The organism is Providencia sp. PROV156 (assembly GCF_028480905.1).
Taxonomy (GTDB): Bacteria; Pseudomonadota; Gammaproteobacteria; order Enterobacterales; family Enterobacteriaceae; genus Providencia; species Providencia hangzhouensis.
Genome location: NZ_JAMPPE010000005.1, coordinates 1 through 26502, shown reverse-complemented (window position 1 = coordinate 26502; position 26502 = coordinate 1). Strand labels below are relative to the sequence as shown.

Genomic DNA, 26502 nt, shown 5'->3' with positions numbered 1-26502 from the left:
TCATTATGTATGCGAAAAAAGCAAAAATATACGGAATGTTAAATACAAGCCGTTTGAGTATTTTATTATTAATCATCGCATTAGCGTCTCTATTTCCTTCTCGCCCTGCCAATGCGATTGCGTATGTAATGCCTGTGAGTATGACCTCTGGAGCTTGGCCTCGTGTTGAGATGGACATTCTTTCTTGGAGTGAAGCAAGTGGTGTTACTAACCCTTGTTATGGATCAACCGAGTGCTGGGTAGGCCCTGATGTTCTGTATGCATCTGGTGCGCCATCGTTGAGTGGATCTTGCTTAGATTATGGTAACTGCATTCGAATTAACCAGTATCGAACAGCGGAAGAAGTCGCAGCGGCTTTTCGTAGTGCAAAAGGAATTCCTTATCGTGCATCGTTTGTCATTGATAGCCCAAATGCGACTTGTATTGGATTATTCTATGTTAACCATAAACCAACCCCGGGAGTTAGGAATGCAATCCAATGGCCAGGTAGCGTTTGTGGTAAAATTCCACCTACAAATCAAACATGTAGTATTTCTTTGCCTTCTTTTGTTAATCACGGGGCGCTCAGTAACACGAGTTTAAATGGTAAAACAAACTCAGTTTCTGGCAATATCACTTGTACACAGGCGACAAATATCAATTTATTTGCTCGTTCAACCACGGGTGAGCGTTATGTATATTTAAATTCGACTTCTAACTTTTATTCAAATCCATTAATTAATAATCAAAATGGCTGGAATGGCGCGAACATGAATATTTCTGGAAACAATGCGGCGAATTCATTTACATTCACTTCTGAATTGCATGCATCAGGAACGGTAACGCCTGGATATTACACAGGAAATGCAGTCGTCATTATTGCATTTAATTAGTTAATCAAAGCCTTCGAACCCAATTCACTAACTTGGTAGTTTAGCAGCGTATTTTTAAATAGAATACGCTGCTTTTATGAATATTAATAAGCTGTAACCTTTTCATTTCAATAATATTTCTAACTCGATAGAAAACTTGAAACCCACTAGCACCGCAAAGTAAATAACCAGTGCATTGCTGGTACTCGATGTGGCACTCTCACTTCACCAAAGGTATATCTGCAAGCTAAACCATTTGGCAAATTTAGCGAAAAAACCAGCAACCACATGATATAATTTGAGTTTAGCATTAAAAGTCCTAACGATATAAACTCGCCTGAACCGGACGGTACCCCCTAATGTAATAAAAAGCCAATCATAGGTATGTATTACCGATTCAAATGTGACAATACATAGCTACCAATGCTAAATTATAAAAAGAACATGCAATCGAAAAATCTTATATTAAGTCAAATGTAAAAATTGAGTTTCTACTGACACTCCGATTAGCTCAATACTCTGAATAGGGGTAAGTGTGTGAAAAGCTCCTTTTTCATGATAAACTTATATTGAAAATATAAAGAGTTAGGTTGATTCAGACTTAGTATACAAATAAGCTCAATACTGGATTTTAGTCATGAAAGAAATCAAAAAAATGTCAGATAAAGACTTTGTTGATACACTAATACAAGAGTGGCTGGAAACCGTCCCTACATTAGACTTGAGTGGTTTACCTATTATCGCCCGCATAGTACGCATGAGCCATTATATTTCTCAATTTATTGATGCCAATCTCGCTCGTTATAATCTAAATGTGGGTGAGTTTGAGGTACTAGCAGCACTTGCTAGGAATCCTGATCGTCAGCTTTCACCAAAAGAACTTCAAAAAAAAATCCTTATTTCCTCCGGTGGGTTATCTAACCGAATTAATCGATTAGAAGAAAAGAAATTTATTGTTAGAATTCCAGATCCTGCGGATAGACGTGGTGTGATTGTAAAAATAACACCAGAGGGACGAAAGCTAACCCTTGAAGCTGTGGAAACTCACGTCGCGATTGAAAAATCATTAGTTCAAGGATTAGATGACGAAAATAAAGATCAACTCGCAATGCTACTGAAAAAACTTATTCAATCACAAAAATCTGAGCTCAACGAAAAAAATGGGGCTTAATAAAAAACCCCAAAGTTGGAATAAACCTCAGGGTGCAGCTCACATTGAGCTGTCTTCATTTTGCCTTAATCACTTTAGTTAGGTTTTTTACTGACCCGTCCCTCAGACTTTAAAACTAACCATAACCCAGCCAAAATCAAACATAGCCCTACTATAGCAAACATATTAACATTTTCATGGGCAACAACGATCGCCAGGAAAAATGCCACAATTGGTTCAATTAAACCCAATGCCACTCCTGTTGGAGCACTAATATGTTTCAAAGCTTGAGTATATAAAAGATAAGCCACTCCAGTTGTTAATAATCCAAGATAAAATATGACTGCAATGCTCACCCAACTGACAGTTGGCGTTCCCGCTAGTATCCAAGCAATTGGAACCGCGATAAATATAGCAATACTGAATGTATGCTTAGTAATGGTTAATGGAGAATCAATGCTAACCAATTTCTTACTCATCAACGTATAAAGTGCATAGCAAAAGCCAGCACTTAAACAAATAAGTAAGCCCCCCGTATTGATTTGCCAACTGCTACTTTGAGAAAGAACCATCCATGTCCCTCCAGCCGTCGCACAAAAAGTTCCAAGCCACCAAAGTAAAGATGGGGATTTCTTGAGAAGAATCGCCTGCATTAAGCCAGCCCAAATAGGTGCGCTACCAATAGTTGTTGCTGTACCAATGGCAATCCCTGTCGCCTTTATACCTGCAAAAAACGTTAAGTTATATAATCCCATACAAATACCTGCGATAGTAATATATCGCCAATATCTCCTTGACCTATTCGAAGAATTTTCGCTTTGCTGTCGCTCATTTATTTTTAGTGATTGGCGGCTTGCACCACGATAAAAAAACAACAAATGGAAGAATAAACACGCAACAAGTAATCTAAATGCACCAATCCAGTAAGGTGCTGTTGCACCCTGTACAAAGCTTTGAGCCGTCCCCGCAGTACCCCATAAAAAAGCGGCACTTAGCGCTAGTGTGATACCAACTAAAGATACTTTTCTCATCGTCATTGAACTTTTACCACCATTTCAATAAAAATATATCTTCACATTAAGATACTTCATAAGAAGATACAAGTTGGATTAGATTCAAGGTGAAAGAAAAGTAATTGTTCATGATAAAAATCAATTATAGTACGTTTTTTGATTGATATTAAAAAGCGAATTACTAATATTGATATATCTTCTTGTGAAGATACTTCCAATAAAGAAATAATAATGAGAGGCAGCTATGACTGTTATATTTATCAGTGTAATAGTGTTGATACTGGCGGGTTATGCAATTGCGAAGAACTACGAAGCAAAGATTGTATTGTTCACTGCTGGTATTGCGCTGATGCTCAGCGCAGCAATGTTAGGGATGCCCATTTTAGATATAAAACAAAGTACAGGGAATATTTGGCTTGATCCACTAAAACAAATACAGCTAGGGTTTATAAAACAGTTTGGTGGCGCAGGGATCATAATCATGGTCCTATTTGGTTTTTCTTCTTATATGTCACGCATTGGTGCAAACGATGCAGCCGTTCATTTAGTCGCAAAACCTATTTCAAAAATTCGTTCTCCTTATATCCTAGTCCCAATCGTTTTTTGGTTAGGAAACTTACTATCATTAGTGATCCCCAGCGCAGCTTCATTAGCCGTTATTTTAATGGCGACCTTATATCCAATATTAAGAGCTGCCAAAATGTCATCAATGACAGCGGCAGGGATTATTGCAACTACGGCGACAATTATGCCAACACCACTAGGGGGTGATAATGTTGTTGCGGCTCGATTACTGGGTTTTGAACATGTTGTCGACTACGTCACGTTACACCATGCTGTTGTCTCACTTCCTGTTTTATTATTAATGGGATTTGCACACTATTTTTGGCAAAAGTATATGGATAAGCGCCAAGGTGCATCCGCATTTACTGAAGTTGATGAAAGTAAACTCGAAGGTAATAAAGAACTACCCCCTGCCTACTACGCCTTATTTCCGCTCGTTCCACTTATTCTAATTATCGTTTTAGGACTCTGTTTTCGAGAAATTAAAGTGGGGCTTGTTGAAATCACACTCTTCTCTTTTATTCTTGCATTTGCCACTGAACTTATCCGTAAAGGCAATCCAAAAGAACAAATGGTTCAAGCTGGGCTCTTTTTTAAAGGCATGGGTGAAGGCTTTTCTCAAGTTGTTGTTCTGATTGTTGCCGCAGGTACGCTTGTTGCTGGCCTTAATGCTATTGGCATCATCGATATGATTTCGGGCGTGGTCAAAAACGTGAATAATGCAGGCGTTGGATTAATGTTTATTTTCTCCGGCTTAACAGCATTAATCACCTTTATTAGCGGTAGTGGTAACGCGGTATTTTATTCTTTCATTGAATTAATTCCATCTATAGCGAATCAAGCCCATGTTGATCCAATTATGGTTGCTCTTCCAATGCAATTTACGTCTAACTTAGTTCGAGCAATCTCTCCAGTCTCAGCTGTCGTCATTATTGTCGCATCGGTAATCAAAGTGAGTCCTGTTGAAGTAGTGAAAAGAACCTCTGTACCTTTAGCGGTAGGCACGATAGCAACGTTAATTTATGCATATTTTCTGTATGCGTAGAATGGGTTATTAAAAGGAAAATAAAAATGACTACAATAGATAATGCCTCATTAGTTACGTGGCGACGTCAATTCCACCGTTACCCAGAAACGGGTTGGGGGGAGTTTTATACCACGGCGACCTTAATTAAAATACTTGAAGAAATGGGGCACCACGTATTAACAGGGGAGCAGATCATCAACCCTGATTTTATTCGTGGGCGCAATCCATCCATTGTTGAAAAAGCCAAGCACGCAGCCAAAGAACGTGGAGTCGATGATGCGCTACTCGAAAGGATCGGCGACTACACAGGATGTGCAGCAATCTTTGATACCGGACGGCCGGGGCCCACTATCGCATTTCGTTTTGATATTGATTGTGTCAATGTACAAGAAACCGATACGGCAGAGCACATTCCAAATCAAGAAGGATTTAACTCTACTAATCAAGGCTATATGCATGCTTGTGGCCATGATGGGCACATGGCTATCGGCCTCGGTGTCGCAAAATGGTTGATGGAAAATAAAAATAGTTCACTAAAAGGTGTTATTAAACTCATTTTCCAGCCAGCTGAAGAAGGTGTACGCGGAGCAAAACCTATCGCCGAAAGTGGCATTCTAGATGATGTTGATTACTTTGCTTGCGGGCATCTTGGCTGTGATATCCCAAGTGGAGTGATTGTAGCCGCACCGGAACGTTACCTTTCAACATTAAAAATGGATCTACGTTTTAAAGGTAAAGCCGCACACGCAGGTATGGAGCCACATGCCGGAAAAAATGCATTACTCGCCGCTTGTAACGCGACTATCCAGATTTTAAGCCTACCTACCCACGGTGAAGGAATGACCCGCGCTAATGTCGGGGTATTAAACGCAGGAGAAGGCCGTAATGTGATCCCTTCATACGCACAAATGCAAATTGAAGTACGTGGCGAAAATGAAAAAATTAACAATTACATGACCGAAGAAGCCTTAAGGCGTGCACGTGGTGTAGCACTCAGCTTTGATGTTGAACTCGAAACTGAGGTCATGGGGGAAGCCGTTGATTTCATTCCTGACGATGAAATGACTGACTATATCACCGAAGTAGCCCAAACTATTCCAGCCGTAAAAAAAGTACAGCGCACCATGAATTTTAATGGCAGTGATGATGCCACACTGTTGATTAAACGCGTACAAGCTCATGGCGGAAAGGCCGCTTATTTTGTGATTGGATCTGATATCAAAGCTGGCCACCATCAAGCCAAATTTGATATCGATGAAGAACAGCTATTCACTGGTTTTTCAATCTTTACAGGGTTACTACAACGTTTATCCGTATAAAAACAGCAAATCAATATAAGCCAATTATGAAACCTTATAGCTGATGATGTTATAAGGTTTTTTTAAGGAAATATGATGAAAAAGACATTATTAAATACACTACTTTCTAGCCTGATCTTATATACCTCTGTTTCACTCGCAGCTGATGCCATTAAACCCAACGTAACTATTTTAGCCACTGGGGGGACCATCGCAGGAAGCTCCAAATCCAACCTTGATACCACCGACTATAAAGCGGGCTCACTGGGTATTAATGTGTTAATCAATGCCGTGCCAGAAATCAACGATGTTGCTATCGTCAAAGGAGAACAGATTTCTAACACCATCAGCGGCAATATTAGCAGCGAGATCCTATTAAATCTCAGTAAACGTGTTAATCATTTACTGAATGAAGGAAAACAACAAGGCGTCGTTATCACCCATGGGACGGATACAATTGAAGAAACAGCGTTCTTCTTAGAGTTAACCACCCAAAATAAACAGCCTATCGTTATTGTCGGAGCCATGAGACCAGCAACCGCTATCAGTGCAGATGGCCCAATGAATCTGCTTGAAAGCGTCGTACTTGCTGCGGATAAGAAAGCTGAAAATCGCGGAGTCATGGTAGTTTTAAACGACCGCATTGGTTCTGCTTTTTATACCACCAAAGCAAACTCAACCACTCCTGATGCATTTAAATCTTATGAACCTGGCTATCTTGGAGTCTTTGTCAGTGGAAAACCCAAATTCTACTATACCCCTGCACAGCCTGTTGACCGTACTTTTTTCGATGTTAGTAAGGTAGATAAACTCCCTAATGTCGAAATTATTTATGCCTACCAAGACCAGACCCCAGCTATGCTTCATGCCGCTATCAATAACGGAGCCAAAGGGATTATTGTTGCGGGCAGTGGTAATGGAAATGTCTCAAGTAACATGGAGGAGGCAATTAAGCAGCTCAGTGACAAAGGTATTCCTGTTGTGATGGCAACCCGAACAGGCTCTGGCTATGTGAGTAGTAAATCATTTGCTATCGGGTCTGGCTTTTTAAACCCACAAAAGTCTCGTATTCTCTTACAACTCGCCCTTGCAACTGGTGCCAATCTTAAACAAATATCGAATTACTTTGATAGCCAACGTTAATTAAATATCTTCATTATTAAAGGCGTCTAAAATATAGACGCCTTTTTAGCATTCATCATACTTATTTCTAGGATAATAAATAAATTATAAAAACAAGTTTAAATTTATTATATAGATAATCAATATTCAGATAGCGTTAGTGCCCCACTTAGTTAAATGGCTAATATTTGAATAATTAAAATTTGGCTTTATTTTATTACTATTTTTAAATATTGGCTTTCTTTGCTAGTAGATAATAAATAATTGCTGTAATCGGAAATGCAATAAAGAATGCAAAATTATAACCTATCATACCTGATACCAACCCAATCACTAGCGCAGTAATACCCGGTTTTCGCCAGTTAGGAATATCATCGCTGTACAGGTTTTCTAAATTAAGATGACATTTACGAATAAGGTAATAATGTACTAGCATAATCGCCAATATGGGAGCGAGTATTGCAGAGAAAATCATTTGCACATAATCAAGGTAGCTTAATAATAACCATGGCATCATTAAAATACTAATCAACCCAACTAGCCATGTCGCTTTTGCGAAAGTTAATTTAGGGAAGAAATTAAGCATAATTAATGTTGCGGGAAAAATATTCGCACAGGTATTGACGGTCCATTGTGCAAATACAATGATAATACAGCTAATAATTAATATGGTTGCGTTATCAGCAAAAGCAATTTGTAGCATCCCAATAGGGTTATCGCTTTTCGTCAGATAAGCGCTAATCAGTCCTGCAAGAGTGAGCAATAAGCCTGTACCAACAAACCCAAGCCCAAAACAAAAGATAGTGCGTTTATTACGAGCAAAAAAGCTACTTGATGCACTGTTTTCAGGTAATTTTAGCTTTCTGGTTAAGTCACTGCCATTTAGAGCTTCAGATAACCATCCTCCACTAAAGATAGCAATAACAGTAATAAAGCTGAACCCGGTTCCTTCTAATGGAGAAGCCGTCACAATATCGGGTAAAGAAATTTGGTGTTCTTGTAATAACCAAGCAACCAATGACACCAATCCGCATGCCAAAATGGGGACTGCCAATGTGCCAAACTTACTCATACTGTCTACGTTACGGCTTGCATTGAATAGCTGTAAGGATGCATAAGTGATGAATATCACCCAAAACATGGAAACCCCAGTGACAATTTCGATAATCGCATTAATCGCCTGTGTCCCTAAAAATAAAATCACACCGCACCATGTTAAACAGACGATGGCTCGACATATCGCACCAATTTTCGCCCCTTGTTTTCCTAAGCAGTCGCGAATAAAAATGGTGAAAGGAACACCGTAACGTGTACCGATATCACCAGTTAACGTAATTAACACGGTGACTAATAAAAAACCGAAAAAACAAGCAATTAACACTTCAATAGGGGAATATCCTCCTCTTAAAAGTACTTGAGCGGGGATCACCAACCCCACAACGTTGATCACCATCGATGAACAAAGCACCAGCAAGTCGCGCGTCTTTAACGTTCTGTCTTTTTCCTGTGTAGGTAGCAATTCCTGATTGGCTTTAGCAAGCAATTCCTGTGAAATATTTTGTCCATTATTCATGAGTCTAGCCTCATATTTATTGTCGTTTTAGTTTAATTTCAAAGTACGTTTAATAAATTTCCCTTGGCCTTTACTTCCCATAAAGGTGTTGTTATCCATAATGATTTCGCCACGTAAAAGGGTTGTTTTAACTTTTCCTTTCGCTTTATATCCTTCATGTAGGCTATAGCCAGCACCACTGTGTAAGTTATTGGCTGAAATAACCCATTCCTCATTCGGATCAAAAATGACAATGTCAGCATCAGCTCCAGGTAATAGCGTCCCTTTTTGTGGATAACATCCCATGGTTTTCGCAATGTTAGTGCTACATAGTGCAACCGCTTGGTTCATAGTGATTTTTCCGCTCTCTACACCTTCGGTTACCATCAAATTAAAACGGATTTCGAGGCCAGATAACCCATTCACCACCTTAGTAAAATCGGGGATAATTTTGCCATTGGCATCGCGCTGTAAAGCCTTTTCCTTTTCCTCACGAGTGAAAGTGCAATCATCGGAACCAATCAAGGTGATCGTACCGTTCTTAATGCCATCCCAAAGTTCATCCCGCTCTTTACGAGTGCGCAGTGGAGGCGAACAAATGGCCAGATGCCCATTTTCAATATCATCATAGAGTTCATCGAACAGCGTTAAATAGTGAGGGCCCGTTTCGATATACAGTTTTTGGCCTCGCTCTTGTGCTTGTTGTGCAATGTTTAGACAAGGACCATTTGTGGTATGAACAATCAGAAGAGGAACACCAACTGATTCAGCGAGTTTAGCCACGCGGCCAAAGGCTTCTGTTTCACAAATAACGGGCTTACTATTGGCAAAGTCACGCCAAGTTAGGGTGTTATTTTTGATGCACTCATCCACCGCGGTTTCTGCTATCGCATTACTTTCCGCATGGATCAATGGCATACAGTTATTTTCTTTTGCACGTTTAAAGACCTGCATCAGAGTCATATCATCTGCCATCACACCTTCTTTACGGTAAGTCATAAATAATTTAAATGTTGGGCACCCTTTTGCCGCAAGAAGTGGAATTTCATCTAATAACTGCTCGTTAGCTTCAACAAATTTGCCATGTACACTAAAATCAATCGCAGACTCAATCATTTCCTCAATACGGTCATCTAGCGCCTGAAGAACACTTGAGCCTTTCCAAGTATTGGTAAAATCCATATAGGTTGTGACACCCGCAAATGCGGCGCAAATACTTTGCTGATAAAAGGTAAGTTGCGGGGAAATCCCTTGAAATGGAGCCTGTGTGTGCATATGCGCATCAATTAAACCCGGTAGAACTAATCGGCCTTGCGCATCAATTTCTTTTTGGCATTCAGCGGGCTCATCAGGGCCAAGTAAAGCAGCAATTTTGCCTTTTTTAATTGCCAAATCGGCGCGAACCGTACCCTCTTCAAGAACTAAATGCCCATTTCTAATAATTGTGTCAAACATAACTATCTCCAACGATTTTTATGTCACAACACAGCGAAAAAGAGACTGTGTTGCAGCTATTATTGATTGATCAACTCAGCGTTCCTTTCCGTAAAACTTGTCCACTGCAGGCATAACTTTCAATGTGATTAAACAGCGCAATTCGACCATTAACCATCACAAGCTCGATACCTTCAGGGTATTGATTTGGTTCAACAAAAGTACCTTTGTCTGTAATGGTATGTGGGTCTAACATTACGATATCGGCTTGGTAACCCTCTTTAAGTAATCCCCTATTGGTTAATCCCAAAACCTCTGCTGGTTTGCCGGTCATTTTGCGAATCGCTGCTTCCCAAGTTAAACAAGCTTCTTCGCGTACGTACTTCCCAAGTACTCGAGGAAATGCTCCAAAAACACGGGGATGAGGCTTACCTGCCCCCATTAAGCCATCCGTACAAACATTCTGCTCTGGGCGGCACAAAAATTTAATCACATGCTCTTCTGTCCCATAAAAATCCACCATTCCAACAGCGTTATCTTCCTCATATAACAGGTCAAAAGTGGCGTTATAAGGGTCTTTACCACGTAACTCTCCAAGTTGAACTAAGTTTAAACCTACTGCATCTTGGTTTTTCTGTTGCTTCACACTGGTAATGAAGATTTGATCTAACCCAGCGAAATCAATGAAGTTATCCCACCCAGGGATCCCTTTTTCGATATCGTCAATCATACGTTGGCGTAATTCAGAAGATTTCAGGCGTTCGAGTAGCTTTTCCGTACCACCTGCATGCACCCACGGCGGTAAAATCACCCCTAACATGGTGCTACCAGCAACATAAGGATATTGGTCGAAAGAGATGCGTATTCCTTCTTGCTGTGCTTGTTCAAGCATCGATAGCATTTCATCGATCAGTGACCAGTTTTTCTTACCACAGACCTTCATATGAGAAATATGTAGCCAAACTCCGGATGCATGAGCAATATCAATAAGTTCTTGAGTCGACTGAATGATGTCATCCGCTTCACTGCGCTGATGAACCACAAAAATCCCATTATATTTGGCTGTCACTTTGCAAAGTTCGGTGATCTCAGCGGTATCGCCAAAAGCACAAGGCATATAGATAAGGCCTGTAGATAGCCCATAGGCCCCTGCTTGTAACTCTCGCTCAAGAATCTGGCACATTTTGGCGACATCTTCCTGCGTCGATGCCTTACCATCTAATCCCATGGCTTCCATACGGATATTACCGTGGGGAACAAGATAAGCGAGGTTCGTAGCGCTTCCTCGCGCCTCTAACATGTTGAGATATCCCGCTGTATTTTTGAAGTGCCAGTCAATCTCATCAGAGTCACCATCGAGGCCAGCAATATTTTTACGCCACGCGGAAATATATTGTTCAGGCAAAGGTGCCAATGCAACGCCGTCTTGCCCCAACAGCTCAGTCGTGATCCCTTGGCGAATTTTTGCGGAAACTGCGGGGTTTAATAACACCGATAAATCAGAGTGAGTGTGCGTATCAATAAAACCGGGACAAATGATTTTACCGGTTGCATCAATAACCTGGTCCTGAGTGTTGGCGCTAATATCGCCGATTTGAATAATTTTACCTTCATTAACAAGTAAGTCGCTGTGATACTGACTTTCTCCTGTACCGTCAATGATGGTGGCATTTTTAAATAGTGTTTTCATTGTTCTCTTCCTTTATCAATGCCTTAGTAGTCACTAAGGCATCAAAAGATAACTATTTGTTATTATTGTAAATACTAGAAATTATGCTGTAGTAGCCTTTGACTGAGCCTGTTAATTGTCCAATTTCGATATATTCATCAATGGTGTGAGCCAGATTTTCTCTGGAAGGCCCAAAGCCAATCGTAGGAATATTGGCTTCCCCCGCATAGTGGCTACCGTTGGTACAAAATGAATATTGGGTAATGGTTGGGTTAATACCGACTTTTTTGAGTCCCGATAAAACACACTGCACAAATTCATCCGATTCATCTAACACCCAACCGGGAAAGAAACGCTCTCCTTCAATGGTACTACCGGTATAGCAAGATTCCGTACCATAGGCATAAGACACCCGCGCTTTAAATTCGGGGTCCAACTGAATCATTTCTTCCAACACTTTTTGGATAGGTTCAATTACGCTATCTTTGCTTTCACCAACCAATAACCTACGGTCATAAGTCGCGCGGCAATATTCAGGGACAACCGATGCGCCGGGATATGGTGAAGATTTAATATCCGTTAATTCAAGGATCCCTAAACCAAGAACGGGGTGAACAGGCGGAGTTAATGTTCTAATTTTTTCAACCAATGCCGCCATTTTATAAACCGCGTTAATACCCGCTTGCGGGTTTGCGGAGTGGGCTGGCTTACCAAATGTTTCTACCACCACCTCTGCGCGACCACGTTGGCCAATTTTCAGGTTAAGCTCAGAAGCCTCGCCGATAACCACATAATCAGGATGATACTTTTCAGTGACTAGGCGTGCCGCTACACCTTCAAAACATTCCTCATGTACGATGCAGGAAACATAAATTTTCCCAGCAAACTCACGCAGATAGTCTTGGCCGAAAAAACCAATGGCTGAAATCATGGCAGCAACTGCACCTTTCATATCGGTCGTACCACGACCATAAATTTTGCCGTCATTAATTTCTCCGCCAAATGGGTCTTGCGTCCATTGGCTTTCATCGACTGGAACCGTATCGATGTGTCCATCAAAAACCAGCGTTTTTCCAGGGTATTTCCCTACAATTCCACCAATGATATTGCCGTATCTATCAACATGAATATCATCAAATTCATAATCTTCCATCATGGATTTAATAACACGGACAACATTGCCCTCTTCACCGGAGTAACTTTTTTCACGAACTAAAGCCTGACAATTCTTGATGACTTCGTTAAGACGATTTTCTGAAAACATATTTTTCACCCCGATTAAAATTGGCCAAAGCTTGGGAACTCACCATCCCAAACAATATCCCGATAACGTTGAATATCCGTGTCGCCCTCAGTACTGATAAGCAAAATGCGTGAATTTTCATTCAGTTCCAGCCTGTTGCGCACATCAGCATAATTTTGGGACTGCATTAAAATAGAAAGTAACCCTGTAGTGACAGCACCAGATTCACCCGAAACAATCGGAGGGTCAGTCGGTAATGGGTTACCTAATATCCGCATCCCTCGCGTTGCGACAAAGTCAGGGCAAGAAAAGAAAGCATCGGCGTAGTCTCGTAATAATTGCCAACCTGCAATATTGGCTTCACCACATGCCAGCCCAGCCATAACTGTTTGTAGATCGCCCCCAACAGAGATCGCTTCTTCATTTTCAGCAACCGCTGAACGGTAAAGGCAATCCGCAATTTGAGCTTCAGCAATAATCACTTTCGGTCTATCCTCTCCATAAAGCGCCGTTAACATCCCCTGCACCATGCCAGCAAATGAGCCAACACCAGCTTGAACAAAAACGTGAGTCGGTTTCACTTCATGTAACTGTGACAAAGCTTCAAACATTAACGTGCTGTAGCCTTGCATAATCCACTGCGGGATCTTTTCATAGCCAGCCCAAGCGGTATCTTGCACCACCACCCAGCCATATTTTCTTGCCATTTCGGCTGTCATACGTACCGCATCGTCATAATTCATATCTACAATTTCTGCGGTCGCACCTTCATTCAAGATGGCATCTAAGCGTTCATGGGAAGAACCTTTAGGCATATAAACTACTGATTTTTGTTTAAGTTGACGTGCCATCCACGCCACGCCTCGCCCATGATTGCCATCCGTCGTGGTGGCAAAAGTAATGCCATTTAATTGTTCTCTAACCTCATTGCTGACCATAACGTTATAAGGAAGCTCAGAGATATCTCTCCCCAACTCTTCGGCGATATGGCAGGCCATTGCATAGGCGCCACCTAATGCCTTAAATGCCTTGAGGCCAAAGCGTTGAGACTCATCTTTTAAGTAAATCTGTCCGACATTTAATGACTTGGCGAGTGCAGGTAAATGATAGAGCGGTGTTGGTGCATACTCAGGAATTGAGCGGTGAAATTGCCACGCTTTATGTAATTCAGCTTGCGAAAAAGAGGCAAGATTCGCCGTAGGTTTCTGCTTAAAACGGCTGTGATTAATGTAGTACTTTAATTGCTCCTGCATGGAAAACCTCATGAACTTATTATTAATAAACAAGACAATTAAGTCTTAATAAAAAATAGGTTTACAGCTTAGGTAGCAATACACATGCCAAGATCGGCATTTACGTATAATTATAATGAGAAAATAATGTAGCCAGTTGATATAAAACAAAATTTAAAATAAACCATATAGAATTGCTTTTACTAAATTCGATATCATTGATTTACCTCATTGATAAATTATCAAATATGATAAATAGTGTGATGGCGATATATAAATAATTTAATATATTGATTTAAAAATAAAATTATAATTATCACCTCAATTAAATTTATTAATATTTATCAATTTTGATAACAAGGGAAAAAATGACATCCATTCTGAGTACTATCCAAAATGAAATTTGCCATTACGCAGAAGCTATTTCTGGCGTGACCGGAACAGATGTCGAAATTATTGATGAATATCTGATCCGTATTGCAGGAACGGGTTATTACAAACACATGCTTAATCAAAACGTTTCACGTAACGGCTATATTTATCGTCATGTTTTACGAGTACAAGAAACCGTATTAATTAAAGATCCTGGGGAAAATAACCTCTGCCATCTATGTGAAAATAGAGAAACCTGTACGGAAGAATTAGACCTTAACGCACCGATTTTTTTAAATGGTAAAGTCATTGGTGTCATTGGCATTATTTGCTCAACCAAACAACAGCGAGCCGTATTACTTCAGCAACTCAATAAATTCATCACATTCATCGAACAAATAGCCGAAATGATATCGAGTAAGGTATTTGAGTGTCTTGAACGCTTGAGAGCCCAAGAATCTTTACATGCATTTCGACGATTAATTGATGCTATGGATAGAGGCGTAATAGCCATTGATAGCCAACAAAAAATTTGGCATACCAACCGCTCTGCATCCCGCTTTTTTAATAAAGATATTATAGGCCTATCACTGTCCTTTGAACTTACAGGGGATATTTTATATGGCGATGAAGAAGCATGGTTAGAATTAGAAGGCCAGCGCTATCATGTACTCTGCCGTAATGTTACTTTTACTTCGCTGGAAAATGATACGTTAACCATGATCATTTTTCAGGACGCCCGTGATTATATTACTCATGTCAATCAATCATCCGTTGAAATCAGCGAAGCCCCTTCACAGTTAATCGGTAATTCATTGACTATGATGAACCTCAAACAAACCATCAAGAAGGTCGCTGTCAGTCATGCAAATGTACTGATCACGGGGGAAAGTGGCTCAGGAAAAGAGGTCGTCGCTTATGCTCTACATACACAAAGTGCTCGACATGCTCAGCCCTTTGTCACCATAAACTGTGCGGCAATACCAGAGCAACTCCTTGAAAGCGAGCTCTTTGGCTATATCAGAGGCGCATTCACCGGAGCAGATCCTAAAGGGCGTATAGGTAAGTTTGAATTAGCCCATGGAGGTAGCCTATTTCTCGATGAAATTGGTGATATGCCTTTGTTATTACAGGCTAAGCTACTGCGTGTTTTACAAGATAAAACCATCACCCGAGTTGGTTCAAATAACCAAATACCTACCGATGTCCGCATTATTGCAGCCACAAACAAAAATTTATTAGAGATGGTCGAAGACAAAACGTTTCGAGAAGACCTATATTACCGATTAAATGTTGTGCCGATCCCTGTTCCTGCATTACGGGAGCATCGTGAGGATATTGCTGATTTAGCGAAATATTTTTCTGACCAATTTTCAATGCAATATGATAGAGAAAAGCAAAAGATCCCTGATACAGTAATGAATTATTTATATGGCTATCATTGGCCGGGTAACATACGTGAACTGCGTAATGTCATCGAGTATATTTATGTAATGCAAGGCGATCTGCCTGAAATGAACCATAGCCATTTACCTGAGTATATTACAGAAACAAATTCATCAACAGAATCAATACATTACATTACAAAAACCACTGCACTGCCTGTACACCATTATGAGAAAGAAACCATACAACACGTACTTGAAAAAACGGGTTACTCCATGGGAGGAAAGAAAGAAGCGGCACAAATATTAGGTTTAAGTATTGCGACACTGTATCGCCGATTAAAAAAATACGATATTTCCAGCTGACCTTCATATCTAGGCACTAATATTTCTCTCAGTGCCTGACTTATCGTACTTATTACTAATAATCCAACCAACTGTTACTGCTATACAAACAGTCACAAAGCGAATGGTCATTTTGTGATGGCTATCTTACTTTTGTTTTTACGCCCTTCTCAAAATATCTCATCTTTTAATGGCAAGTAAGATAAATTAACACCTTATGATCGCCAATAAAAACCTCGCCAACGCGAGGTTTTTATCTCTTCAGAAGAACACAAAACGAATTATACATTTTTCCTTTCGATGGTTTCTTCCCCCCAATATAGCCTATCCGCGGTGGTCTTCGAGAAGGCCAGAGGTAAAACTTCATCAGAACCTTCTTCCCAAATTTGTTCCGCTAATACTTCATCATTATTCGCTAATTCAAAAATAGCTTGAGCAATTTCAATTGAGGTTTCTCTAACTTTAGCCCATTCGGCTATATGGTGAGGGTCTTTCATTATTCGCTCCTGATTAAATGGTTCTGGTAAAAACACTGAGAGATTTCAAGTCTGTGAATAAGATCACTACGACTTTAAATATATTGCCATTTTTCCTTTTTAGTGACGCTCTATTAAACGCGCTCACTATTCACTATCTCTAGTATATGACTATAAGTTAAGTAATAGAGATTAAAAAGTCATGAATATTCGCCATGTTGTTGCTATTGATTTAGGCGCATCTAGCGGTCGTGTCATGTTGGCTTGCTATGATGTGCATAATAAAAAATTATCATTAGATGAAATTCATCGTTTTACAAACCATTTGATCACTGAAGGTGATCATTGTTATTGGGATCTGGATGATCTTGAGGCTCAAATACGGATTGGCTTACACCATGTAGAGCAATCTGGCATCCATATTGACAGCATTGGCATCGACACTTGGGGCGTTGATTATGTTCTACTTGACCGTGATGGTGCCACCGTCGGTCGCAATTTCTCTTACCGTGATAACCGCACCCAAGGTGTCATGGAGCAAGTCCAAACCGACCTTGGTGTTCAAAATATCTACCAAAAAACAGGGATCCAATTTCTCCCTTTCAATACCTTATATCAATTGAAGTCCTTGCAACAATCACACCCTCAATGGCTGGAACAAGCACACCATTTATTATTGATCCCTGATTATTTCGCATACCGTTTGACAGGGCAAATCAACCATGAATATACCAATATTTCCACCAGCCAAATGGTTAACCTGGAAACAAGTGATTGGGATGATGAGTTAGTCGAGTATCTACAAATACCACGCCGTTTATTAGGTGAAATCAAGCAACCAGGTAATATCATTGGCCACTGGCAAACGCCCAAAGGTAAAAAAATTCCGGTGATTGCCGTAGCAAGCCATGATACGGCTAGCGCTGTTATTGCGGCGCCGATAGCCGATAGCCATAGTGCCTATTTAAGCTCAGGAACTTGGTCATTAATGGGCCTCGAACGTACTACTCCTTGTACTTGTGAATACGCATTTGCTGCCAATATTACCAATGAAGGTGGAGTAAATGGCCACTACCGTGTCCTAAAGAATATTATGGGGTTATGGTTATTCCAACGCATTTGTCTTGAACATGACGTGCAAGATATTTGCAGCCTAATTGCGTCAGCAGAAGCTATCCCTGCCTTCACTTATCTTATTAACCCCAATGATAACCGCTTCTTAAACCCTGAGTCGATGAGCCAGGCCATTAAAGAGGCTTGTCAGGAAAACCAACAACCCGTCCCAAATACTATCCCTGAGCTAGCTCGCTGTGTTTTCGACAGCTTAGCACTGCTTTATCGTCAAGTGTTTCTTGAATTACAGCAAATAAACCATGCCCCATTACAACAGCTGCATATCGTCGGTGGTGGTAGCCAAAATGCCCTACTTAACCAACTCTGCGCCAACACTTGCGGAGTCCCTGTGAGCACAGGCCCGATTGAAGCGTCCACCTTAGGAAACATTGGGTATCAGTTGATTGCCCTAAACACCATTCCAGATGTACCAACCCTGCGCACCATTATTGCAGAAAATACCGAGCTTTGTTGGTTTCAACCTCAAAGCATCGCGCTGGATGAACCTTGGAAACGATTTAAAACCATTACGGCCTAACTCAGGTTATTAACCGTATATCGATAAGTTATAAGGAAAATTTCATGTCTAATTACAAAGAAAGTTATCTTATTGCCAAACAACGTTTTGCTGACCTTGGTATCGATACTGAACTGGCGATGCAAGCCATGGCTGACTTGCCTGTATCGATGCATTGCTGGCAGGGAGATGACGTAGCTGGCTTTGAAAAATCTGCAACCGCTTTAAGCGGTGGTATTCAAGCTACAGGTAATTACCCCGGCAAAGCGACCAATGCGATTGAATTACGCGCAGACATGGATAAAGCAATGAGCTTAATTCCTGGCCCTAAACGCGTTAACCTGCACGCTCTTTATCTCGAAGCTGATACCGCCGTCGAACGTAATGAAATTGAACCTCGCCATTTTGCCAATTGGGTTGATTGGGCGAAAAAAAACCATATCGCGCTCGATTTTAACCCTTCTTATTTTTCCCATCCACTCAGTAGCGAAGCGACGCTAACTCACAGTAATAAGGAAATTAGAGACTATTGGATTGGCCATGGACAAGCTTGTCGCCGTATTTCTGCGTATTTTGGCGAGTCATTAAATAGTGCTTCCGTAATGAATATTTGGATCCCTGACGGCATGAAAGATCTCCCCGTCGACCGCTATGCGCCACGCCAACGGTTAGTCGAGTCATTGGATGAAATTATCAGTGAAAAAATTGATATTAAATATCATATCGATGCCGTCGAAAGTAAGTTATTCGGTATTGGTGCCGAATCTTACACCGCAGGCTCCAGTGAGTTTTATTTGGGCTATGCCATCACACGTAAAACCGCATTATGTTTAGATGCCGGCCACTTCCATCCAACCGAGGTTATTTCAGACAAAATTTCAGCCGTCATTCCTTATGTTGAACGCCTATTATTGCACGTCAGCCGTCCTGTGCGTTGGGACAGTGACCACGTCATTTTACTTGATGATGAAACTCAAGCGATTGCCAATGAAATCATTCGCCATAACTTAAAAAACCGTGTGCACATTGGTCTCGATTTCTTTGACGCATCGATTAACCGCATTGCTGCGTGGGTCATTGGGACTCGCAATATGAAAAAAGCGTTACTACGCGCCTTACTTGAACCAACCGCAAGACTGCGTCAACTCGAAGCAGAAGGGGACTTCACAGCTCGCCTCGCGCTATTGGAAGAACAAAAATGCCTGCCATGGCAAGCTGTTTGGGATGAATACTGCGAACGCAACAATGTTCCTGTAGGCGAAAAATGGTTAGATGAAGTTAAACAATACGAAAAATCAACATTATTAACACGTTAAGGTGAATTGTATGCAAGATATTCTGACATCTTGGTTTGTCCAAGGGATGATAAAAGCCACCAGCGATATGTGGCTCAAAGGCTGGGATGAACGTAATGGCGGTAATGTGAGCTTACGACTAACTGAAGACGATGTTGCTCCATTTAAACACACTTTTCACGCTGACCCGCGTTATATCGAAACAACTGAACCGGTTAAAGAGCTAGCAAACCAATATTTTATTGTCACAGGTTCTGGTAAATTTTTCCGTAATGTTGCCTTAGACCCTGCAGATAACTTGGGTCTAGTTCGTATCGATAATGAAGGTCAGGGTTACCATATTGTTTGGGGCTTTGTGAATGGTGCAATACCAACCTCGGAATTTGCTGCTCACTTTCAATCACATATCACACGTATGCAAGCCACTAATGGCGCTAACCGCGTCATCATGCACTGCCATGCAACCAATATCATTGCGCTGAGCTATGTTTTACCGCTCGATAGTGCATCCATCACGCGTCATTTATGGGAAATGAGTACCGAATGTTTGGTTGTTTTCCCTGATGGTATCGGTGTGCTGCCATGGATGGTGCCTGGCACAGATGGCATCGGCTTAGAAACAGCGGAACAAATGAAACAACATGGCTTAGTACTTTGGCCATTCCATGGAATTTTTGGTTCCGGCCCAACCTTAGATGACGCTTTTGGTTTAATTGATACCGCAGAAAAATCCGCTGAGATACTTGTCAAAGTTCTCTCGATGGGCGGTAAAAAACAAACTATTTCAACAGAGAATCTGATTGCGCTTGCCAAGCGATTCAATGTCACACCAATGTCTGATGCATTGAAATAAAGCCTGTTTCTCTGTGGATAGGCCTTCCCTTCCACAGAGAAATTAAAACGATAATAAACAGTGAGGAATAGTTCATGGGCAGTGGAATTTTACTCGGTATTTTTTGGCATTTTGTCGGCGCAGCTTCGGCGGCTTGCTTCTACGCACCATTAAAAAAAGTTAAAAACTGGTCATGGGAAACTATGTGGTCCATTGCCGGGATTTTTTCTTGGATTATTTTACCTTGGACCATCAGTTATATTTTACTTCCTGACTTTTGGGCCTACTACAGCTCTTTTAGTGCAAATATTCTGATCCCCGTTTTTTTATTTGGTGCTATGTGGGGGGTGGGTAATATTGGCTATGGTCTGACTATGCGCTATTTAGGTATGTCAATGGGCATCGGAATTGCCATTGGTATTACGCTCATTGTTGGTACATTAATGACCCCAATTATTCAAGGCACATTTGGCGAATTGATTGCCTCTACGGGTGGAAAATTAACAATTCTTGGCGTCCTTGTGGCTGTTCTTGGGGTTGCCATCGTTTCCTATGCCGGGTTACTGAAAGAAAAAGCGACCGGAGTGCAAGCCGAAGAGTTCAACCTGAAAAAAGGCTTATTACTGGCAGTCATGTGCGGCATTTTCTCAGCCGGTATGTCATTCGCAATGAGTGCAGCCGTCCCTATGCACGAGGCGTCCGCTGCCCTTGGCGTTTCTTCTCTTTATGTAGCATTACCAAGTTACGTCATCATCATGGGTGGCGGTGCATTAATCAATTTAGGCTATTGTTTTATTAGACTTATCTATCGTAAAGATATCTCTTTCAAATCAGATATCTCTGTCCCCAAAGCCCTACTGGTCAGCAATATTTTATTTGCCATTTTAGGTGGCGCTATGTGGTACTTCCAATTTTTCTTCTACGCATGGGGACATGCAAATATCCCGTCACAATACGGCTTTATGAGCTGGATGCTACATATGAGTTTCTATGTTCTGTGTGGCGGTATCGTGGGGTTAGCGCTAAAAGAATGGAAAGGCACCGGCAGAAAACCCGTTCGAATTTTATGTTTAGGCTGTTTAGTGATTATCTTAGCGGCAAATATTGTTGGCTTGGGAATGGCCGCCTAATGTAACAGTTTTTTATTTTAATTGATTGGGAGGTCAGCGATGACCCATAGAATGATACTTAATGAAACCTCATACTTTGGCGAAGGGGCAATTAACCACCTTGTCGAGGAAATTCAAAAACGCCAATTTAACAAAGCACTGATTGTCACGGATGCGGATCTGGTTAAATATAATGTAGTCAGTAAAGTCACCAAATTATTAGATGACGCTAAGTTGGACTACGCCATTTATGATGGTGTTATTCCTAACCCAACCATTGATACCGTCCAACAAGGGCTAAAACACTTCAAACAATCTAATGCAGATTGTCTTATCGCTATCGGAGGAGGTTCTCCACAAGACACCGCTAAAGCGATTGGGATTATTATCAATAACCCACAATACGAAAATGTGGTGAGCTTAGAAGGTGTCGCTCCAACCCAAAACCCAGCAGTTCCTATTATCGCAATCCCAACTACCGCAGGAACTGCAGCTGAAGTCACGATTAACTATGTCATCACAGATAACAAGCTGTGCCGTAAATTTGTGTGCGTTGACCCCCATAGTATTCCGATTGTTGCCATTATTGATCCATCAATGATGGCATCCATGCCTGCAAGCTTAAAGGCTGCAACTGGCGTTGATGCTCTCACCCATGCTATTGAAGGCTATATCACGAAAGGGGCTTGGGCACTTACCGATGCTCTACACCTTAAATCCATTGAGTTGATCAGCAATTCGTTGCGGCAATCCGTTAAGGGCGACCCGCAAGGTGTTGAAACGATGGCACTAGCACAATACATGGCAGGAATGGGCTTTTCTAACGTTGGCTTGGGGTTAGTTCATGGTATGGCTCATCCCCTTGGAGCGTTTTACAATACTCCACACGGTGTCGCTAACGCCATTTTATTACCTCATGTGATGTCGTATAACGCTGATTATACTGGGGAAAAATATCGAGATATCGCTCGTGCTATGGGTGTAAAAAATATCGATGCCTTTTCACTTCAAGAAGCCAGAAATACCGCCATTGCTGCTGTTTTTGCGCTAAACAAGGACGTTGGTATTCCTGAAAAACTGCGTGAGATCGGCATGAAACTGGAAGATATTCCATCCCTTGCTCAAGCCGCCTTTGATGATGTGTGTACTGGAGGTAATCCACGTGACACCACATTAGAAGACATCACTGAATTATATCAAGCGATTTATTAGAGGGTGATATCATGATAAAAAAAGCATTTGTGATGCAAATTGCTCCTGACGCCCACCAAGAATATCAGCGCCGACATGATGAAATTTGGCCTGAATTAGTGCTGACACTCAAAGAACATGGCGCACATCACTATTCTATTTTCTTAGATAACAAACGAAATTTATTATTCGGCTACGTGGAAATTGAATCACAGGAACGCTGGGATAGCGTTGCACAAACGGAAGTGTGCCAAAAATGGTGGAAATATATGTCGGATATTATGCCATCAAACCCTGACAATAGCCCAATCAGTGATGAGTTAAGGTCGGTATTTTATTTAGACTAATCTCCCCCTAGGCAGTGCTAGTCTATTGGCTAGCACTTACCTCAATTTATCTTTTTGTAAAAAACAACGGCGATATGCACTTGCTGTCATTTTCATTTTTTTATGGAAGACACTCGAAAAATAATTACTGTCTTCATAACCACATTGCCCAGCGACTTCACTAATCGACAACGAGGTACTACGCAATAATAACGCCGCTTGGCACAAACGTAATTGTTGCAGATATTCCATTACCGTCATTCCTGTTTTCGACTTAAATAAACGCTGCAATGAACGCGCAGACATCTGATGCTCCTGAGCAAATTTTTCTAATGAAAATGACGTATTGATACTTAAATTTAAACAGTTTATTAGCTGATCCATTTGGTGTAATAAACTTATTGGAGCTTGATCTGGCTGATAACGTAAACGATAAATATAAATAGCTAACTGTAAAAATAGGCCTTCGCAAAGATGAATAGATGGAATATCCGGTTTTTGGCATTCTAATGCCATTTTCTCAATAATGGGCGTCAACGTTGATAAGCTGGAAGGCGGCAATTTCCAGTGCCTAGATGTTATCGGCTGATAACTTAATGGAACATACTTTTCAATAGATTTTTTAATGAGAAACTCATTAGGTTTATATAATACATTAACCAGTTTTAAGTTATTTACTGAGTGATAGCCATGACAATCTTCCGCATTAATATAAAACAGATCTCCACAAGTAATTGGATAATCAATACCATTCCAATGGTGTAAACCATTTCCTGAAAAAACAATCACAAACTCATTAAAATTATGGCTATGAACAATAAAATCTTCCTGAGAATCCCGCATTTCTATCGTCACGGTATTTTCAGGCCTAATAAAATAATCACTGCTGTTGATCGAAAGAATGCTTTGTATCATGATCACCTCAAAAAAGTGTAGGGATGATCATTACGATCTTTTTTAATTACTGCAATGACGCAGGTCACGGGGTGTGAAATTATACTCACTTTTAAAACACGTCGAAAAATATGCACTATCATTAAAGCCACTTTCCAATGCAATATCCGTAATGGTTTTATCTGAAAAACGAATTTGGTAATAAGCTTCTGATAGCCTCAACTTTATTAAGTAATTTTGTGGTGATATGCCTAAATTATTTTTCATATAACGATGAAAGGTCCGTAATGACACTGAAAATTGAGTGGTTAAATGCCCCCAATCGACATCTTCGGTAAAGTTCATATTTAGCCAGCGTAACATCTGGATAATACGTTGTTCATTATTCCCTTCACCAATATGGTTATAACGGCCATCTTGTAAATTAACAATTAACTGCAAAAAAAGGCTTTCAGTATAAGCAAGATCAGAGCCATCGCTTTCGTTGAGTTTATCAATAATTTGTTGTGCTTTATTGTAATGCTCTTTATTTAAGAGCCAATGTGAAATGTTTTTTTCAGCATCTGTCGGAAAAAAATGACTGATATTATTTAAATAGGTAAAACTGGAGTCTGAGCGATAAAGTACATTGGTTAAATTTAGGTTGGAAACATTATCAAATAAGTGATAATCACAGGATTTTATATAGCACACCATCCCAGGACATAATGTATAAGGCCTCCCATTAAGTACATGTAGGCCAATACCCTGAGTTACCAAAAAGATCTCACTAAAATCATGTGTATGTTCAGGAAAAATAGGCTGAGGTACCCTTGGCTCAACTGTAATGTGCTGCTGCGGTGTGATAAAAAAATCTTCGCTATATAATTTCATGAAAGATCTCCTAATAAACACTTCTCGCCCGTAAAACTGACCATGGTTTATTTATCGTTCGTGGGATTATCGTAAATACCCTTATATCCCTATTCTATTGATCTCATCCAAAATCGCCTTGAAATTATGACCAAGTAATCACGCGTTATTGGCGATATTTTCAAGAGTTCACCAAGTAAATGTACAAAATGTGACCCTAGATACATAAAAGCCACTCTATCTAAGAACACCGTCTCTGTAGCACATAGCGTATAATAACGATCACACGTTGTTGTAAGCGAGCCACAACATAAAAGGGTACAGATTCTCTACGGCTTTAATTGAATCAAGAGATACCAATAACAGATACTTGATGTAGGATGAGTTGGATTGAAATGTATTAACGGAAAAGTAGAAAACTTATTATAATATATTGATTTAAAACATAAAAAAGACACCTTTAGTATCTCAAACTGCTGACCCTAAATAGTCATTAGGGAATTATTGAATACTACCCTAAATTAAATAATTCCATCAAAAACAACACAAAATGCCTGTGTAATTTTAAACCAGAAAAACCTCATTATCTCTCCGCCATTTTAGGCTAAGCCAATACCACCGCATAGAAGTGATATTGACTTAATACAAACCTAAAACTTACTAACGGTAAGTAAATAAAACATTCACGGTATTACTGAACTGCCCTGATTTAATGGCTTCAGCATCTTTCTTGGATAACTCGACACTGTAAGGGAAATAGCCGGGCTGTTGCTTACTGATACTTCCTTTATAGTAATACTGATCAAACGCAACTTGTTGGTTATTGCTTCTGTCTGTAATTGCAGCTTGTAGGCCATTGTCAAAGACGATGTACTTTTTATTTACCACGCCGCTGTTGCTTTGGAATGCAACACTAACTTCTAATGCTGCTTCACATGTTGAATCGGGCACTAAATCTAATGAAAAGTTTTCTCTAACGATTTGACCACCTTCAAAATTTTCCGCCGTGAGTTCTTTAAAATCAACCACTTTATCGCTCATGCGGACAATCGGTGTTGGGCAATAGTTCACCAGTTTTCCCACAATTTGGGCACGGTATATATCGCCAAAATTTCGGCCTGTTCCATCAACATGATAGCCCACAGTAAATAAACCCGTATCAAACGATTTTAACGGCCCTACACCTCTTTTGAGCTCATAGATATATATGAAAGCAATATTATACTGACCTGGATTCCAATACCCTACTTCTATTCTAGGTGTGTTTGTCGCGGTAATTTCTACGGGTTTATTTCGGTCCGTATATTGATAGAGCCGAACACCGTTTGACAATAAATACGCTTTTGTTGTTGCTGGTGTTTGATTAACAAAATAAATCATTCTATCTTGTGTATTTCCACTAAAATTACATCTCCATGAAAAAAAACCTGTCGATGCCGTTCCTAGTAGCGTACCCGCAGGGACTGAACCAGGCGTCGTGTTCATATCTATATTTATCAGCGGTGAAGGGTTCCAGTTGTGTCCGCCGTTAGGGACACAATCCGCGCCTGCATAGACATCATGACCAAAGGCTAGAAGCATTATCCCTAATATACCTTGCAGTGCTTTTATTGATTGTTTTTTGTTATTTTTCATTTGTT

Annotated in this window: 22 protein-coding genes; 12 read left to right on the top strand and 10 right to left on the bottom strand. The window is 40.5% G+C overall.

Annotated features, from left to right (window positions below):
• Positions 1 to 5 precede the first annotated feature (5 nt).
• Together PSF31_RS04750 and PSF31_RS04745 are read left to right on the top strand one after the other, a co-directional pair.
• Positions 6 to 872 (top strand): MrpH family fimbial adhesin, encoded by an 867-nt coding sequence (locus PSF31_RS04750; protein ID WP_004259647.1) that lies wholly within the window; start codon positions 6 to 8, stop codon positions 870 to 872.
• 616 nt (positions 873 to 1488) lie between these two features.
• Complete coding sequence (locus tag PSF31_RS04745) at positions 1489 to 2022, top strand: MarR family winged helix-turn-helix transcriptional regulator (protein WP_004259653.1); 534 nt, start codon at positions 1489 to 1491, stop codon at positions 2020 to 2022.
• A 74-nt stretch (positions 2023 to 2096) separates the two neighbouring features.
• Here PSF31_RS04745 and PSF31_RS04740 read toward each other — a convergent pair whose 3' ends face one another.
• Entirely contained in the window at positions 2097 to 3038 is a 942-nt protein-coding gene (locus PSF31_RS04740) for a DMT family transporter (protein WP_004259656.1), read from the bottom strand.
• 220 nt (positions 3039 to 3258) lie between these two features.
• Here PSF31_RS04740 and dcuC point away from each other — a divergent pair, with 220 nt between their 5' ends.
• The 3 genes from dcuC (at position 3259) to PSF31_RS04725 (ending at position 7046) form a co-directional block, all read left to right on the top strand.
• The gene (gene dcuC / locus PSF31_RS04735; protein WP_004259659.1) at positions 3259 to 4623 is read left to right on the top strand and encodes a C4-dicarboxylate transporter DcuC; all 1365 of its coding nucleotides are present in this window, start codon (positions 3259 to 3261) and stop codon (positions 4621 to 4623) included.
• Positions 4624 to 4649: 26 nt separating this feature from the next.
• Positions 4650 to 5924 carry an amidohydrolase gene (locus PSF31_RS04730; protein WP_004259661.1) on the top strand — a complete coding sequence of 425 codons (1275 nt, stop codon included), beginning with the start codon at positions 4650 to 4652 and terminating at the stop codon, positions 5922 to 5924.
• Positions 5925 to 5996: 72 nt separating this feature from the next.
• A complete protein-coding gene (locus tag PSF31_RS04725; protein WP_004259666.1) occupies positions 5997 to 7046 on the top strand; it encodes an asparaginase in 1050 nt (349 codons plus the stop codon).
• A 205-nt stretch (positions 7047 to 7251) separates the two neighbouring features.
• Here PSF31_RS04725 and PSF31_RS04720 read toward each other — a convergent pair whose 3' ends face one another.
• From PSF31_RS04720 to dpaL, 5 genes are all read right to left on the bottom strand, one after another.
• Entirely contained in the window at positions 7252 to 8598 is a 1347-nt protein-coding gene (locus tag PSF31_RS04720) for a cytosine permease (protein ID WP_004259669.1), read from the bottom strand.
• 27 nt (positions 8599 to 8625) lie between these two features.
• Positions 8626 to 10032, bottom strand: coding sequence for a dihydropyrimidinase (hydA, locus tag PSF31_RS04715; protein ID WP_096865083.1), 1407 nt, complete (start codon positions 10030 to 10032; stop codon positions 8626 to 8628).
• A gap of 70 nt (positions 10033 to 10102) precedes the next feature.
• A complete protein-coding gene (locus PSF31_RS04710) occupies positions 10103 to 11701 on the bottom strand; it encodes an N-acyl-D-amino-acid deacylase family protein (protein ID WP_096865084.1) in 1599 nt (532 codons plus the stop codon).
• Between the two features lie 52 nt (positions 11702 to 11753).
• Entirely contained in the window at positions 11754 to 12944 is a 1191-nt protein-coding gene (locus PSF31_RS04705) for a YgeY family selenium metabolism-linked hydrolase (RefSeq protein ID WP_096865085.1), read from the bottom strand.
• Between the two features lie 14 nt (positions 12945 to 12958).
• Positions 12959 to 14176 (bottom strand): diaminopropionate ammonia-lyase, encoded by a 1218-nt coding sequence (gene dpaL, locus PSF31_RS04700; protein ID WP_096865086.1) that lies wholly within the window; start codon positions 14174 to 14176, stop codon positions 12959 to 12961.
• A 347-nt stretch (positions 14177 to 14523) separates the two neighbouring features.
• Here dpaL and PSF31_RS04695 point away from each other — a divergent pair, with 347 nt between their 5' ends.
• A complete protein-coding gene (locus PSF31_RS04695; RefSeq protein WP_096865087.1) occupies positions 14524 to 16278 on the top strand; it encodes a sigma 54-interacting transcriptional regulator in 1755 nt (584 codons plus the stop codon).
• 260 nt (positions 16279 to 16538) lie between these two features.
• On the opposite strand, the gene PSF31_RS04690 is transcribed toward PSF31_RS04695, so the two are convergent.
• A complete protein-coding gene (locus tag PSF31_RS04690) occupies positions 16539 to 16754 on the bottom strand; it encodes a YccJ family protein (RefSeq protein WP_047756975.1) in 216 nt (71 codons plus the stop codon).
• A gap of 181 nt (positions 16755 to 16935) precedes the next feature.
• Here PSF31_RS04690 and rhaB point away from each other — a divergent pair, with 181 nt between their 5' ends.
• From rhaB to rhaM, 6 genes are all read left to right on the top strand, one after another.
• A complete protein-coding gene (gene rhaB / locus PSF31_RS04685) occupies positions 16936 to 18384 on the top strand; it encodes a rhamnulokinase (RefSeq protein ID WP_164560883.1) in 1449 nt (482 codons plus the stop codon).
• Between the two features lie 44 nt (positions 18385 to 18428).
• Positions 18429 to 19679, top strand: a complete 1251-nt coding sequence (locus PSF31_RS04680; RefSeq protein WP_004259694.1) for an L-rhamnose isomerase — start codon at positions 18429 to 18431, stop codon at positions 19677 to 19679.
• A gap of 10 nt (positions 19680 to 19689) precedes the next feature.
• Positions 19690 to 20511 (top strand): rhamnulose-1-phosphate aldolase, encoded by an 822-nt coding sequence (gene rhaD / locus PSF31_RS04675; protein WP_004259698.1) that lies wholly within the window; start codon positions 19690 to 19692, stop codon positions 20509 to 20511.
• Positions 20512 to 20585: 74 nt separating this feature from the next.
• The gene (gene rhaT, locus PSF31_RS04670) at positions 20586 to 21620 is read left to right on the top strand and encodes an L-rhamnose/proton symporter RhaT (protein WP_004259701.1); all 1035 of its coding nucleotides are present in this window, start codon (positions 20586 to 20588) and stop codon (positions 21618 to 21620) included.
• 39 nt (positions 21621 to 21659) lie between these two features.
• Positions 21660 to 22811 carry a lactaldehyde reductase gene (gene fucO, locus PSF31_RS04665; protein WP_096865088.1) on the top strand — a complete coding sequence of 384 codons (1152 nt, stop codon included), beginning with the start codon at positions 21660 to 21662 and terminating at the stop codon, positions 22809 to 22811.
• 11 nt (positions 22812 to 22822) lie between these two features.
• Positions 22823 to 23137: an L-rhamnose mutarotase gene (gene rhaM, locus PSF31_RS04660; RefSeq protein WP_096865089.1), complete on the top strand. Its 315-nt coding sequence runs from the start codon at positions 22823 to 22825 to the stop codon at positions 23135 to 23137.
• A gap of 36 nt (positions 23138 to 23173) precedes the next feature.
• Here rhaM and PSF31_RS04655 read toward each other — a convergent pair whose 3' ends face one another.
• The 3 genes from PSF31_RS04655 to PSF31_RS04645 form a co-directional block, all read right to left on the bottom strand.
• A complete protein-coding gene (locus PSF31_RS04655; protein ID WP_096865090.1) occupies positions 23174 to 24031 on the bottom strand; it encodes a helix-turn-helix domain-containing protein in 858 nt (285 codons plus the stop codon).
• Positions 24032 to 24073: 42 nt separating this feature from the next.
• Positions 24074 to 24883: an HTH-type transcriptional activator RhaS gene (gene rhaS, locus PSF31_RS04650; protein ID WP_096865091.1), complete on the bottom strand. Its 810-nt coding sequence runs from the start codon at positions 24881 to 24883 to the stop codon at positions 24074 to 24076.
• A gap of 639 nt (positions 24884 to 25522) precedes the next feature.
• A partial coding sequence (locus PSF31_RS04645; RefSeq protein WP_336298885.1) for a hypothetical protein occupies positions 25523 to 26502 on the bottom strand: 980 nt, incomplete at its 5' end.

Coding starts and splice junctions, on each gene's coding strand:
- PSF31_RS04750 (WP_004259647.1), top strand. CDS start 6: ATGTATGCGAAAAAAGCAAAAATATACGGAATGTTAAATACAAGCCGT.
- PSF31_RS04745 (WP_004259653.1), top strand. CDS start 1,489: ATGAAAGAAATCAAAAAAATGTCAGATAAAGACTTTGTTGATACACTA.
- PSF31_RS04740 (WP_004259656.1), bottom strand. CDS start 3,038: ATGACGATGAGAAAAGTATCTTTAGTTGGTATCACACTAGCGCTAAGT.
- dcuC (WP_004259659.1), top strand. CDS start 3,259: ATGACTGTTATATTTATCAGTGTAATAGTGTTGATACTGGCGGGTTAT.
- PSF31_RS04730 (WP_004259661.1), top strand. CDS start 4,650: ATGACTACAATAGATAATGCCTCATTAGTTACGTGGCGACGTCAATTC.
- PSF31_RS04725 (WP_004259666.1), top strand. CDS start 5,997: ATGATGAAAAAGACATTATTAAATACACTACTTTCTAGCCTGATCTTA.
- PSF31_RS04720 (WP_004259669.1), bottom strand. CDS start 8,598: ATGAATAATGGACAAAATATTTCACAGGAATTGCTTGCTAAAGCCAAT.
- hydA (WP_096865083.1), bottom strand. CDS start 10,032: ATGTTTGACACAATTATTAGAAATGGGCATTTAGTTCTTGAAGAGGGT.
- PSF31_RS04710 (WP_096865084.1), bottom strand. CDS start 11,701: ATGAAAACACTATTTAAAAATGCCACCATCATTGACGGTACAGGAGAA.
- PSF31_RS04705 (WP_096865085.1), bottom strand. CDS start 12,944: ATGTTTTCAGAAAATCGTCTTAACGAAGTCATCAAGAATTGTCAGGCT.
- dpaL (WP_096865086.1), bottom strand. CDS start 14,176: ATGCAGGAGCAATTAAAGTACTACATTAATCACAGCCGTTTTAAGCAG.
- PSF31_RS04695 (WP_096865087.1), top strand. CDS start 14,524: ATGACATCCATTCTGAGTACTATCCAAAATGAAATTTGCCATTACGCA.
- PSF31_RS04690 (WP_047756975.1), bottom strand. CDS start 16,754: ATGAAAGACCCTCACCATATAGCCGAATGGGCTAAAGTTAGAGAAACC.
- rhaB (WP_164560883.1), top strand. CDS start 16,936: ATGAATATTCGCCATGTTGTTGCTATTGATTTAGGCGCATCTAGCGGT.
- PSF31_RS04680 (WP_004259694.1), top strand. CDS start 18,429: ATGTCTAATTACAAAGAAAGTTATCTTATTGCCAAACAACGTTTTGCT.
- rhaD (WP_004259698.1), top strand. CDS start 19,690: ATGCAAGATATTCTGACATCTTGGTTTGTCCAAGGGATGATAAAAGCC.
- rhaT (WP_004259701.1), top strand. CDS start 20,586: ATGGGCAGTGGAATTTTACTCGGTATTTTTTGGCATTTTGTCGGCGCA.
- fucO (WP_096865088.1), top strand. CDS start 21,660: ATGACCCATAGAATGATACTTAATGAAACCTCATACTTTGGCGAAGGG.
- rhaM (WP_096865089.1), top strand. CDS start 22,823: ATGATAAAAAAAGCATTTGTGATGCAAATTGCTCCTGACGCCCACCAA.
- PSF31_RS04655 (WP_096865090.1), bottom strand. CDS start 24,031: ATGATACAAAGCATTCTTTCGATCAACAGCAGTGATTATTTTATTAGG.
- rhaS (WP_096865091.1), bottom strand. CDS start 24,883: ATGAAATTATATAGCGAAGATTTTTTTATCACACCGCAGCAGCACATT.